This window comes from Tissierellales bacterium (assembly GCA_035301805.1).
Taxonomy (GTDB): domain Bacteria; phylum Bacillota; class Clostridia; order Tissierellales; family DATGTQ01; genus DATGTQ01.
Window position 1 is genome coordinate 1 of record DATGTQ010000144.1, and the last position, 12906, is coordinate 12906.

Here is a 12906-nt window from a genome sequence, read left to right on the forward strand (position 1 = left end):
AGGAAATAGTATACTTTCTTCTTTAAATATCATTTCCTTTACCTGATGTGTAGTTTGTTCTACTTTTTTAACTATTTCTTCTATATTACCTCTATAGTCTGTAAGCATTAATTTAACTTCCTTTATTAATGCTCTTATTTCATCATCAACTCCCCATATTACTTTTGGTGGAGTTGTGACTCCGTATTTCTCTAAATAAGGGAATATTAAATTTTCTTTTCGGCTGTAGTGTTTGTCAATATCCCATAGTAAGTTAATTTCTTGTATTAGATTATTAATATTATCTTCATTATCATTTTCTTTAAATTTGTCTAAGGTAGCATTAATATTATTATCTATATGCTTTTCAATGGCTTTATTTTCTGTTCTTAAAGTATAAATAGGGTGTCCAGGTATTTCATCTGGATGATGTATTTCTTCAATGGAACCTTTAAAAACTGCAGCATGGACATCACATAAGTTTTGAATTTCTTCTATAGGTAAGCCTTCTTTAACTAATTGTTGTTCCATAGCAGATATTTCTGCTGGTGAGACTCCTTTTATAGCTTCGGCAAATTTAGATTTTACTTCCTCTACGCTTTTACCAGCGTGAATCTCTTTGATAACTTCTTTTAATATTTCTTGTCTATGTTCTCTGTTATTGATTAATTCGCTCATGAAGCACCTCCAATACGAAATTATATTAATAGTATTAATTATTTTTTGTAATGAGAAAAAAGTCTGTCCCTCTTTTTCACTATTTTTTCAATTATATTTATCTTGTACATTAATAATATTAATTATTTATAAATATAGCTTTGATATAGGTCAAATTTCCGTAAATTAATATAGAATTATTTGAAATTATTTAATTATATTTTCATCCAAAATAATTATGTGGCTATGATCATAGTCAATTAAACCTTCTTCTTTCATCTTTTTCATTTCTCTAAAAAGAGATGGTCTTTGTACGCCAAATCTTTCAGCTAACTCTTTTTTTGAGATATTTAGTCTAATGATGGTACTATTTTGTGCATAGTATTCGTATGTCAGATACCCAATTATTTTATCCCTTATGCTTTTCATAGATATAGATTTTATTTTATTTGTAAGAGTTAGGTTTTTTGTAGATAGGGACTGAAGAAATTTAACTAAAAATTCCTCATTACTTTGGCAAAGTTTTAGTATTAACTCTTTTTTAATATGTAAGATATTAGACTCAGCTGCAGCTATTACAGTTAATGGATATTCATTAGTCTTTGAGAAGGCTAGACTACCTCCTAGAATATCTCCTGATGAAAAGGTAGCAACAGTTAATACATCACCGTTTTTTTCTATTTTCTGAATTGCAACTTTTCCATTTAGTAATATATCAATAGTGTTACATTTTTCATTCTGTATATATATTATAGAATCTTTGTTATATTTTTTTATTTTATAGTAATTAGGTTGAAATAAATAGATAATTTCATCAGGTGTAAAAACGTTAAATAGATATGTATGAGCTATTAAATATTTATATTTATTAATATTCATAAAATTCCTCCAAAAAGTAACCATGGTTACTTTATATTATATCATTATAAATTATAATGGAGGAGTAAATTATTAAAAGGGGGTTATGTAGTGGATATTTTTACTTTAAGTTTGTGGGTTATCACGGGAATTTGGTTTATTGTATCGATGATTAAAGACAAAAACAAAACTTTAAATTCAATGAAAAGATCAAAAAAGATGATGGGAAATATGATAGGACAGATAATAGGAATACTTTTCTTAATTGGGTTGATTCTTACCTTTATACCTCCTCATACTATAAAGGAATACTTAGGAGGTTCCAATACTTTCTTAGCAACTATTATATCTGCACTACTGGGAAGTATAACATTGATTCCCGCTTTTGTTGCCTTTCCATTGGTAGGTTCTATTGTAGACATGGGCGCTAGTATAGTGCCAGCAGTAGCATTTTTGACTACCTTAACTATGGTAGGTTTTGTTACTTTCAATTTGGAAAGGCGAGAATTTGGTAAAAAGTTTGCTATTGCAAGGAATAGTTTAAGTTTTATATTTGCAATAGTTATTTCAATATTAATGGGGGTAATATTGTGATTGAAAGATTAAAGAAAGATAAATTTCTAGTTATAGTTGCTGTTATTTATATACTTTTATTTATAACAAGTACAGAAAAAGCTGTATTATCAGTAAAAAATAGTGGCTATTATATAAAAGAAATGCTTATGATTATGCCTGTTGTTTTTTTATTAACAGCATTAATAGAAGCTTGGGTACCTAAAAAAATGATTATGGAACATTTAGGTGATGAATCTGGTTTAAAAGGTAGTTTTATTTCTTTGTTACTTGGTAGTGTGTCAGCAGGACCTATATATGCTGCATTTCCAGTATGTAAAACTTTGTTGAAAAAAGGGGCTAGTGTATCTAATATAGTAGTTATGTTAAGTGCCTGGGCCGTAATAAAGGTGCCTATGCTGGCTAATGAAGCCAAATTTCTAAGTCCTAAGTTTATGGGATTAAGGTGGATATTAACAACTCTTTCTATTTTTGTCATGGGATATATAATATCTAAAACTGTTAAAAGAGAAGAAATACCTATGGAAGATGAAAAACTTAAGGAAAATACAATATTCTTAGAAGAAGAATATTGTATGGGATGTGGTATATGTGAGAAAATGGCTCCGGAACATTTTGAAGTGAAAGATAAAAAAGCTGCTGTTATAGATAGTGATTTTGTAGAAGAGGAAAGAGAAAAAATTAAAGATGTTCAAGAAAAGTGTCCAGCAAAAGCAATAAAGGCAGGATAACCTATGGGAAACCATAGGTTTTTTCATTAATTAGGATTATTTTAACAATCTTAGGGTAGATTAAAAATAAGGGTGAAGAAAGACCAGCTATTAAATGCCAAGGGAGGTTTATTAATGAGTAATCAATATCATGAATCAGTAGAATCGCTAGATGAAAATGCAAAGGAATATGTTAGGGCTTTAAACAGTTTAAAAGAGGAAATTGAAGCAGTAGATTGGTATCAGCAACGGATAGATGCATCTATTGGCGATGAAGAATTGCAGGGAATTCTTGCCCACAATAGGGATGAGGAGATTGAACATGCTGCTATGCTTATTGAATGGTTAAGAAGGAATATGCCGGCTTGGGATGAAGAATTAAGAACTTATCTTTTTACAGAAGGACCTATAGTAGGCATTGAAGAAGGGGAAACTAATAATGAAGAAACCGATGGGGAAGAAGTAGAAAAAGGATTAAATATTGGAGATTTAAAATAATGAGGAGGAATGGAAACCATGTTATATAGGGAACTAGCACCTATAACTGATGAAGCTTGGAAGGAGATTGATGAAAGGGCTAGTGAAGTACTTAAAAACTACCTTTCAGCAAGGCGCGTAGTTAAGGTTACTGGACCAAAAGGATGGGAATACAATGTTGTAACTGAAGGTAGATTAGAAAATATTGTAGAAGAAGATGATATTTGCTATGGAACTTACAAAGCACTACCTTTAGTTGAAACCCGTGTAGAATTTGATATGAATAGATGGGAATTAGATAATTTAAATAGGGGAGCAAAAGATATTGATTATACTCCATTAGAAGAGGCAGTAAAGAAAATTGCTCTTTTCGAAGAAAATGCAATTTACAATGGATTGGATAAAAGTTATATAAAGGGAATTCTTCAATCAGCAGAAGGTAAAGTAATAACTCTTGGAAAAGATAGTGTATCAGTAATGAATGCCATTTCAGAAGGAGTATTGAGACTAAAAAGTGTTTATGCTGAAGGGCCTTATACTTTAATAGTAGGGAAAGATGCATATAAAACAATAAACTCTCAAGATCCTAGTTATCCACTAAAGGAAAAAATTAAAGAACTTATAGGTGGAGACATAGTATTTAGTTTTGCTATAGATGGAGCAGTACTAGTACCTTATGATCACGATGATTTAGAGCTTATAATAGGGAAGGATTTTTCAATAGGATATCAATCAGGTGATAAGAAAAAGGTAACACTATTTGTGACTGAATCCCTTACATTTAGAGTTTTAGATCCAGCTATAATAGTAAAGTATAATTAGAAACTGGGAAGTAGGTACGGACTTTTTTCTCAATTTAGTGAGAAAAAGGTCCGTTCTTCTTTCTCACACTCAGCATTTCTTATTAATATTTTTAAAATAAAGTCATAATATATGAGTATTAGGGTATATGAAGTATATGCATAAAATAAAATTTTAAAGGTGGGAAAACATTGATAAGCTATGATAGACAAGTAGAAGAAATTGCAAGATACTTTAAAGACAATGAAAAAGAAGAAGAAGACTTTAAAATTGGTGTAGAATTTGAACATTTTATAGTTGATAAGGACACTTTAGAAACTATTTCCTATTATGGAGCTGGTGGTGTAGAGGAAACACTAAGGGAAATGCTTACTATGGGATGGGAAGGAATCTATGAAGGAGAGCATCTTCTTGGATTAAGTAGGGATGGTAATTTTGTAGCTCTTGAGCCTGGGAGTCAATTTGAATTAAGTGTTAGACCTGAAAAGAATATAGAAGATATTAAAAAGATATATTTTAATTTTTTAGATGAGGTATTATCTATTTTAGAAAAGAAAAACCAAGTATTAATAACTACTGGATATCAACCTGAGACCAAAATTGCAGATATAAAGAGAATACCTAAGGAAAGATACAAATATATGTATGAATATTTTAAGACTAGGGGAAGCCATGCACATAATATGATGAAAGGAACTGGGGCTTTACAAACATCTTTTGATTATAGTTCCGAAGAGGACTATGGGAAGAAATTGAAAGTAGCAAGTAGTTTATCTCCGGTTATGTATGCCATATTTGATAATACCTTCTATTTTGAGCAAGAACCTCAACTAGAAAAGAGAAATTTAAGGTCTTTTATATGGGAAAACTGTGATTCTGATAGATGTGGTATAGTGGATGGTGCATTAAAGGAAGGATTTAGATACAAAGATTATGCAGAATATATATTAAATGGCCCACCAATATTTATTGACTATGGTAAAGAACTTTATTATACTGGAGCTAAAAAATATAAAGAAATATTTAATCCAGAGGATTATACTATGGAAGAATTGGAACATGTTCTTACTATGTTCTTCCTTGATGTACGATGTAAAAAGTATATAGAAATAAGAGTATTTGATTCAATACCTTATCCATTAAATTTTGCAGCTATAGCATTATGGAAAGGTATATTCTACAATGAAGATAATTTAAATGAAGTTTACGATTATATTGAAGGCATAAATGTAGAGCATATAAATAAGGCTAAAATAGATATTATGGATAAAGGTTTAGATGCAAATCTAGGGGAAGATTCTATATATGAAATAGGGAAAAAATTAATAGCTATTTCAAAGACGGGATTAACAGAAGATGAGAAAAAATATATTAAGCCATTAGAAGAAATGATTAATGAAAAAAAGACACCTTATGATATAACTAAAGAAAAATATAAATTAGGTAAAAAGGAAGCTTTAAACTGGTGTATCATAGATAAAAATTTTTTGGCGGTGAACTAATATGGATAGTGATAAAATAAATAGAGAGTATATTGAGATTATTAAAGAAGATCCTGATTTTTATTATAAGGATTATGAAAAAACTGTAGAAAATGTTGCTAATTCAAAGGCTAAATATAGGGGAAAACCAGTACCTTTCTTATATCAACCTATGCTATATACGGAAAAGGATATTGAGGCTTTGAGCCATGCAGGGGAAATGGTATTATCTATAGGAGATAAAATTACTAAAATGTATTTAGAATCACCAGATTTCAGAAAAAAATTTGGTTATTCTAAATTATTAGAGGAATTGATTTTAGTTGACAATGGATATGATATAAATGCTCCTATGGCAAGGTTTGATATTCTATATAATGGAGTTGGCGATTTTAAGTTTTGTGAATTTAATACAGATGGTACATCGGCAATGAATGAAGACAATACTTTAGCTAGAATTTTATTAGAAACAGAGCCTATGAAGAAGATGAAAGAAAAATATAATATAAATTATTTTGAATTAGTGGATAGTTGGGTAGATGAAAGTGTTAAGATTTTTAATGAATGGAGTAAAGAGGATGTAAAACCTAATGTTGCAATTGTAGATTTTAAAGAAAGTAGTACAATGGCAGACTTTGAAGAATTTAAAAGAGCCTATATTAAGAAAGGTTATGAAGCGGTTATCGCTGATCCAAGAGAATTAGAATATATTAATGGAAAACTTTATTATAATGATTTTAAAATAGATTTAATTTATAGAAGAATAGTTACTAAAGAACTTATGGATAAAATTGATGAAGTAGAGGATTTTATTAATGCCTATAAAGATAAAGCCGTTTGTGTCGTTGGCTCTATAAAATCACAAATATTGCATAATAAAATAGTATTTAAAATACTTCATGATAAAGAGACCTTAGAATTTTTATCTAAGAAAGAAAGAGAATTTATTAAAAAACATATACCTTATACTGGAGAGCTTAAAGGAAATAAAGAAATATATAATGAAGTATTAAATAATAAAGATAAATATATAATAAAGCCGGAAGATTTAAATGAATCAAGAGGTGTATATGCTGGCAGAGACTTTACTAAAGAAGAATGGAAAGAGAAGATAGATGAAAGCTGGAATAATGAATATTTATATCAAGAATTTGTAGAGTTATCTAAAAGAGAATTTATCCAATTTGAAAATGGAAAGCCAGTGATAAAAAAACTTAATCATGTTTTAGGTATATATATGTATAATAATAAAATGGCTGGCCTATATGCTAGAATAGATGAAAGTAATATAATTTCTGGATTACATGGTAGCTATAGAGCACCAAATATATTAGTTGGAAATGGGTTATAAATATAGCAGAGAGATATTTTACTCTGCTATATTTTTATTTATAATAACTCTTTAGATTTCTATTCTAATCTGTTAAAATAACTAGATACAGAAGAAACCAGGAGATGATAAAGATGAAGGTAATGGTAGTTGGAGCTGGGAAATTAGGCTATAAATTAGCTGAAGCTCTAATTTACGAAGATGTGGATGTGACATTAATAGATTCAAACTCTGAAGTGTTGGAAGGTATTAGTGATCATTTAGATGTATTGACTGTAAATGCAAATGGAATTGAAGTAACAGTTCTTAAAGAACTAGAAATAGAAACATATGATTTGCTTGTAGCAGCAACTAGTAGTGATGAGGCTAATACTCTTATTTGTTCCTTGGCCAAGAAAGTTGGATGTAAAAAAACTATAGCTAGAGTTAGGAATCCAGAATATACTAAACAATTAGATTTTGTTAAAAGTGAAATGGGAATTGACTATATTATTAATCCAGATTTAGCAACAGCTAAGGAAATAGAAAGATATTTATTAAAAAGTTATAATTCTTGTTCAGAAGATTTCGCTAGTGGAAAAGTATTGATGGTTGATTTTAATATAAAGAATATAAAAGATTTTGTTAATAAAAAGATTAAAGACTTGGAAATTTTAGATGAGTTACTTATTACGGCTATATCAAGGGATGGAAATATTATAATCCCCCATGGTTCTACTGAATTAGTGGAAAATGATATAATTTATGTAATAGGTGAAAAGGGTAATATTAGTAGATTAGGGAAAAGAATAAATATGAATATAGAAAAGAAGCCTATAAGAAATGCAATGATTTTAGGCGGAGGTAAAATAGGTTATTATTTGGCAGAAGAATTAGCTTCATCTAATATAGATGTAACAATAGTTGAGAAAGATAAAAAACGCTGTGAATATTTATCTAAAAGGCTTAATGATGTTTTAGTTATTTATGGGGATGGAACAGATATAAACCTTTTAGAAGAAGAAAATTTAGAGATTATGGATGCCTTTATTGGAGTAACAGGATATGATGAACAAAATCTTCTAATGGGATTAATGGCTAAGCAGGCTGGAGTTAACAATACTATCGCAAAAATATCTAGACCAAGCTATGTTCATGTAATAGATAGGCTAGAATTAGATGTAGCCTTAAATCCTATAAACATTATAATTAGTGATATTCTTAAGTTTATTCGTGGTGGTAAGGTAGTTTCTGTGTCCTTGCTTTTAGGAGAAGAAGGGGAAGTTACAGAAATTATAGCAGAAAAGAATATGTCTATTGTTGGGAAACCTATAGCTAAATTAGATCTACCAAAAGGAATAATTATTGGGGCTATTATTCATAAAGGTAAGGTAATTATTCCAAATGGTGAATCAATTATTCATCCAAAGGATAGAGTTGTTATTTTTTCTTTAACAGAAGATTTGCCTATATTAAAGAAATTTATGAGACCGAATAAGGGAGGCCTTTTCAATGAGTTATGGAATAATAATTAAAGTTCTAGGTTATTTATTAACTATTGAAGCAGCTTTTATGGTGCCTTCTTTATTAGTAGCTTTATATTATAATCAGGGAGATGCAAATTCTTTTTTAATTAGTATAATATTAACTGGTATATTAGGATTTTTTATGATTAAAATGTCTAGTTCTAAAGGCAGAATCAAAGTGAAGGAAGGTCTAGCTATAGTTACTTTTGGATGGTTTTTAGTTTCTTTCTTTGGCTCTTTACCTTTTATAATTTCTGGCAGTATTCCATCTTGGGTGGACGCATTTTTTGAAACAGTATCTGGATTAACTACTACGGGTGCTACCCTTGTTGAGGACGTGGAAGCTCTTCCGAAAGGGATTTTATTTTGGAGGTCCTTTACTCATTGGATTGGTGGAATGGGAATACTAGTCTTTACAGTAGCATTTTTATCTATGTTAGGAATAGGAGCATTTCAAATATTTAAAGCAGAAAGTCCTGGACCTATACCGGATAAAATTGTACCAAGAATTAGGGATACTGCAAAAATATTATATATAACTTACTTTACCATAACAATTGTGCAAACAGTATTACTTAGACTTGGTGGTATGCCTTGGTTTGAATCATTAGTTCATACCTTTGGAACAGTAGGTACTGGTGGGTTTTCTACAAAAAATGCAAGTATAGGAGCTTTTAATAGTACTTATATCCATATGATTACTGCTATATTTATGGTTTTGTCTGGGATTAACTTTGCCCTATATTATAGTCTTTTTAGAGGAAACAGGAGAGAAGTTTTAAGGGATGAAGAATTAAGATTGTATTTAGGAATTATTGCATCTGCTGTTATATTAATTGCATTTAATATAAATAAGACTATATATAGTAATATGGCTTTATCTTTTAGAGATGCCTTTTTCCAAGTAAGTTCAGTTATTACCACAACAGGTTATTCAACAGTAGATTTTGATAAATGGCCAACTTTTAGTAAATCTATATTATTTTTACTTATGTTTATTGGAGGTTGTGCTGGTTCAACGGCTGGAGGTATTAAGAGTATAAGGATTTTAGTATTATTTAAATTAATAAAAAGAGAGATTGCAAAAATACTTCATCCAAGGGCAGTTATACCTATAAAAGTAGGGGGAAGAACATTACCAAATGAAACTGTTGCAAGTATAGCAAGTTTCTTTATACTTTATATTATAATATTTGCTCTAGGTACTATGGTTATTTCCTTAGAAGGAATTGATTTAGAAAGTGCAGCCAGTTCTGTTGCAGCTACTCTTGGGGATGTAGGACCAGGCTTTGGCTTTGTAGGACCTACCCAAAATTATAGTCAGTTTAGTAACTGGAGTAAACTATTACTATCTTTATTTATGCTACTTGGTAGGCTTGAATTATTTACAATTGTAGCCTTATGTATGCCTAAATCTTGGAAAGGTGGTGATTAGTTTGTCAAATGTAAAAACTAATGCTATGCGTATTTTAGACAGTAAAAATATAAAATATAATATAATTACCTATAACCATAGGGATAATAAAGTAGATGGAATTTCCGTAGCTAAGAAAATAGATAAAGCTCCAGAACAAGTATATAAAACATTAGTAACCCAAGGGAAAGGTGGAGATATATACGTTTTTTTAATACCAGTAGACGAAGAACTAGATTTAAAAAAGGCAGCTAAGGCTGTTAAGGAAAAAAAGATAGATATGATTTCGGTAAATGATATTAAAAAACATACGGGTTATATTCGTGGTGGCTGTTCTCCTATAGGAATGAAAAAAGATTATCCTACATTTATAGACAATAGTGCAGTCAATTTAGATAATATAATTATAAGCGGTGGAAAAATAGGAGTGCAAATCGAATTAGCTCTAGAAGACTTAAAAGAAATTACAAAGGCTAAACTATGTGAATTGGAAAAGTGAGAAAAGGGACGGTCTTTTTCTCACTTTATAAATATAACAATATGTGGCTAATGAATACCTTTACATTGGTAACTAAAAATTTATTGAATGACTTTTTTAATAAACCTAACGGTTTTTTCTAATATATTAACTGTATTAAAGTCTTTAAGTTTCGTATCAAAAGAATGTTCACCTTTACTATGGGTTAAAAATTCATAGTATATATTATTTTTCTTAAGGCTTCTTGTAAATTTTAATGAAGATTCAAAGGGGACAACAGCATCTAATTTACCATGAACAATTAGACAAGGTATCATTCTATCACTAACCCAGTTTATAGGGGAATAGTAATCATAAACATTTGTTTCTTCTTCCAAATCAGCCTTTAAGGTTCGCTTTGTTGCAAATTTAGCAAATACGGATTTGTTTTCAGAAATGAATATATCTTTTAAATCTGAAGGGGAATAGTATGCAACTACTCCTTTGATTCCTTCCATATTCTTTTCATTATTCATAAAAGTATTATAGGTTGAATAAAGTAGTGAAAGGTGACCACCAGCTGATAAACCCATTAAAACTATATTACTTTTATCTATTTTTAAAGTATCACTATTTTCCTTAACAAAATTAAGAGCATCAATATAGTCTGATAAAATATCTTCCATAGAGTTTTTTATGCCATATCTATAGTCAATGCTACAAACGGATAGGCCTTTAGATGCTAAATATTTACACCAGGAAATATTATTAGGCTGATTTCTAAAGCCGGAAATCCATCCACCACCATGACAGAAAAAAACAAGGGGATGTTTTTGATGTTTATTAATTTCAGGATACCAGATATCCATTTTTAGAGAATGGTTATCTGTTTCTTTATAGGTATAAGTTTTTTTAATAAAGTATCCATCAGTATAAATAGGTACATGTGCTCTCAATACTTTTATAACATAAACTATTAAGGCTAATAAAAAGTAAAATCCAGCCAAGGTAAAGTCTACAAAAGATACTAGTATAAATATAATAAATAAATACACTTTATTTACATAAAAATAAGATTTTTTTAAGGCATCTTTAAGTTTATCCATAATACCTCCACAAAAGTATTATTTATCCGTAAAGGTTTCATCTAAGGGATTTTCTAATCGTTCAGTGTGTAATAAAGCTTTTTTAGCTTTTCTATCATAAATGTTTAATTTGTGTAAAATATATTTTGCTAAAATATATTGAAATGGTAGCCAATTAACATGACTTATAGGAAGTATTCGCCTTTTTGCTCCTTCCATTTCATTGTATAAATATTTTCTAGAATCTAAAGGTAATGTAGAATCAAAAAATGCATCTATAAAAGTAACCTCAGACATATTTAGTAAGTGGGCATAGGATATTGGATCTATTTTAAATAATGGATGAATATCTGTATCCTCCATAATTTGTGATAAACTCATTTTCTTAATCTTTGGAAATTGTTCTTCATATATATTATATAATTTATTTTTGTTTTCAATGAAACAATTAGTTCTATGCCCATTGTCAAACAATCTTCTTGCAAAGGCTGTAGTTGGTGACTCATGGAGAATACGGGGAAAATGTCCGCCAGTTGTTATAAAAAGTTTATGGTTCATTCTATTATCTATAGCAGCAGCTATAGTAGTTATCATGCCACCTAAGCAATAGCCCATAATAACATTATTATCCTTCCAAAGATTGTTTTGTTCTAGAAAATCTATAGTAGATAAAGTATCTACTACAGCATGTTCCCAAAATTGATACATTATATCTAAATCTGGATACAAAAAGCTTCTCCCGCTAACAGAACCTTTTTCTACTCTAGTATAATTTCCTGGGAAAATTAATATCGTAGTATTTACTCCTACAGAGGCTAATTGAGGTCCAATCCAAAGTAAAAATTTAATATTCCTACTTCCTAGGCCATGAAGCACAAGGGTTGATGCACGACACTTTCCTTTAGGTTGAAAATTGTAAAGATTTATTCTTTCAGTGCCTGGCGCTGGATTTCTATAAGGACTGTCATATCTAATGTAACTGCATCTGTAGTTTTTTCCCTTAAAAATATAACCAGAAACATATTCTATTTTTTTACTTTCATAATTAAAATCGATAATCATTTTTATCTTATACCTTTCATGTTTAAATTTGTTATTTAATTATATCATAAGAGCTATAATAAGCTCTGTCTTTCTAATTTAATGGATAAAGAATTAAATAGCCTTGATTAAACTATCTATAAAAGTTCTACTTAATAAAATCAATATTAAATTAAAATAATAATTACAATAGACACTAAATTATATTGTTTTAATTTAATGATATTATACTAATTTACTATAAATAGGCAACCCATGAGTATGGTCTGTCATACAAAGGTCATTATCTATAGTCTTTGGCATTCCTATAAAATTTATTTCACTATTTTTCATTAAAGTCAGCTCCTTATAATCGTTAATACAATATAGTTATCAATATAATTTTTATTTATAATATCAAAACTGTTCCTAGTATATCAAAAATTATTCTATAAACCTAGACATTGTAAAAATTAACAGAGCCAAAGAATTAGTTTCTTAAAAACTAATTTTAAGTTGTAACAGATTATCTTTAAATTTCATGGGAAGCCTTCTTAGA

At 29.3% G+C, this 12906-nt stretch carries 13 protein-coding genes; 9 read left to right on the forward strand and 4 right to left on the reverse strand.

Annotated elements, in window-relative coordinates:
* The coding region (locus VK071_07190) for a DUF438 domain-containing protein (protein HLR35102.1) at positions 1–657 on the reverse strand (657 nt) is incomplete at its 3' end.
* 186 nt (positions 658–843) lie between these two features.
* The gene (locus VK071_07195; protein ID HLR35103.1) at positions 844–1515 is read right to left on the reverse strand and encodes a Crp/Fnr family transcriptional regulator; all 672 of its coding nucleotides are present in this window, start codon (positions 1513–1515) and stop codon (positions 844–846) included.
* A 90-nt stretch (positions 1516–1605) separates the two neighbouring features.
* Here VK071_07195 and VK071_07200 point away from each other — a divergent pair, with 90 nt between their 5' ends.
* The 9 genes from VK071_07200 (at position 1606) to ybaK (ending at position 10284) form a co-directional block, all read left to right on the forward strand.
* Positions 1606–2088, forward strand: coding sequence for a permease (locus tag VK071_07200; protein ID HLR35104.1), 483 nt, complete (start codon positions 1606–1608; stop codon positions 2086–2088).
* A complete protein-coding gene (locus VK071_07205; protein HLR35105.1) occupies positions 2085–2798 on the forward strand; it encodes a permease in 714 nt (237 codons plus the stop codon). Before VK071_07200 ends, VK071_07205 begins: the two co-directional genes overlap by 4 nt.
* 114 nt (positions 2799–2912) lie before the next feature.
* A complete protein-coding gene (locus VK071_07210) occupies positions 2913–3275 on the forward strand; it encodes a ferritin-like domain-containing protein (protein ID HLR35106.1) in 363 nt (120 codons plus the stop codon).
* Between the two features lie 9 nt (positions 3276–3284).
* Positions 3285–4076 (forward strand): family 1 encapsulin nanocompartment shell protein, encoded by a 792-nt coding sequence (locus VK071_07215; GenBank protein HLR35107.1) that lies wholly within the window; start codon positions 3285–3287, stop codon positions 4074–4076.
* A gap of 170 nt (positions 4077–4246) precedes the next feature.
* Positions 4247–5557 carry a glutamate-cysteine ligase family protein gene (locus tag VK071_07220; protein ID HLR35108.1) on the forward strand — a complete coding sequence of 437 codons (1311 nt, stop codon included), beginning with the start codon at positions 4247–4249 and terminating at the stop codon, positions 5555–5557.
* Position 5558: 1 nt separating this feature from the next.
* The gene (locus VK071_07225; GenBank protein ID HLR35109.1) at positions 5559–6887 is read left to right on the forward strand and encodes a glutathionylspermidine synthase family protein; all 1329 of its coding nucleotides are present in this window, start codon (positions 5559–5561) and stop codon (positions 6885–6887) included.
* Positions 6888–7000: 113 nt separating this feature from the next.
* Complete coding sequence (gene trkA / locus VK071_07230; protein HLR35110.1) at positions 7001–8380, forward strand: Trk system potassium transporter TrkA; 1380 nt, start codon at positions 7001–7003, stop codon at positions 8378–8380.
* Positions 8358–9806 carry a TrkH family potassium uptake protein gene (locus VK071_07235; protein HLR35111.1) on the forward strand — a complete coding sequence of 483 codons (1449 nt, stop codon included), beginning with the start codon at positions 8358–8360 and terminating at the stop codon, positions 9804–9806. Before trkA ends, VK071_07235 begins: the two co-directional genes overlap by 23 nt.
* Positions 9799–10284, forward strand: a complete 486-nt coding sequence (gene ybaK / locus VK071_07240) for a Cys-tRNA(Pro) deacylase (protein ID HLR35112.1) — start codon at positions 9799–9801, stop codon at positions 10282–10284. The genes VK071_07235 and ybaK overlap by 8 nt, the downstream gene beginning before the upstream one ends.
* Before the next feature lie 80 nt (positions 10285–10364).
* On the opposite strand, the gene VK071_07245 is transcribed toward ybaK, so the two are convergent.
* The gene (locus VK071_07245) at positions 10365–11348 is read right to left on the reverse strand and encodes an alpha/beta hydrolase (GenBank protein HLR35113.1); all 984 of its coding nucleotides are present in this window, start codon (positions 11346–11348) and stop codon (positions 10365–10367) included.
* Positions 11349–11366: 18 nt separating this feature from the next.
* On the reverse strand, positions 11367–12389 hold the full coding sequence (locus VK071_07250) for an alpha/beta hydrolase (GenBank protein ID HLR35114.1): 1023 nt from the start codon (positions 12387–12389) through the stop codon (positions 11367–11369).
* Positions 12390–12906 lie beyond the last annotated feature (517 nt).

Coding starts and splice junctions, on each gene's coding strand:
- VK071_07195 (HLR35103.1), bottom strand. CDS start 1,515: ATGAATATTAATAAATATAAATATTTAATAGCTCATACATATCTATTT.
- VK071_07210 (HLR35106.1), top strand. CDS start 2,913: ATGAGTAATCAATATCATGAATCAGTAGAATCGCTAGATGAAAATGCA.
- VK071_07215 (HLR35107.1), top strand. CDS start 3,285: ATGGAAACCATGTTATATAGGGAACTAGCACCTATAACTGATGAAGCT.
- VK071_07225 (HLR35109.1), top strand. CDS start 5,559: ATGGATAGTGATAAAATAAATAGAGAGTATATTGAGATTATTAAAGAA.
- trkA (HLR35110.1), top strand. CDS start 7,001: ATGAAGGTAATGGTAGTTGGAGCTGGGAAATTAGGCTATAAATTAGCT.
- VK071_07235 (HLR35111.1), top strand. CDS start 8,358: ATGAGTTATGGAATAATAATTAAAGTTCTAGGTTATTTATTAACTATT.
- VK071_07245 (HLR35113.1), bottom strand. CDS start 11,348: ATGGATAAACTTAAAGATGCCTTAAAAAAATCTTATTTTTATGTAAAT.
- VK071_07250 (HLR35114.1), bottom strand. CDS start 12,389: ATGATTATCGATTTTAATTATGAAAGTAAAAAAATAGAATATGTTTCT.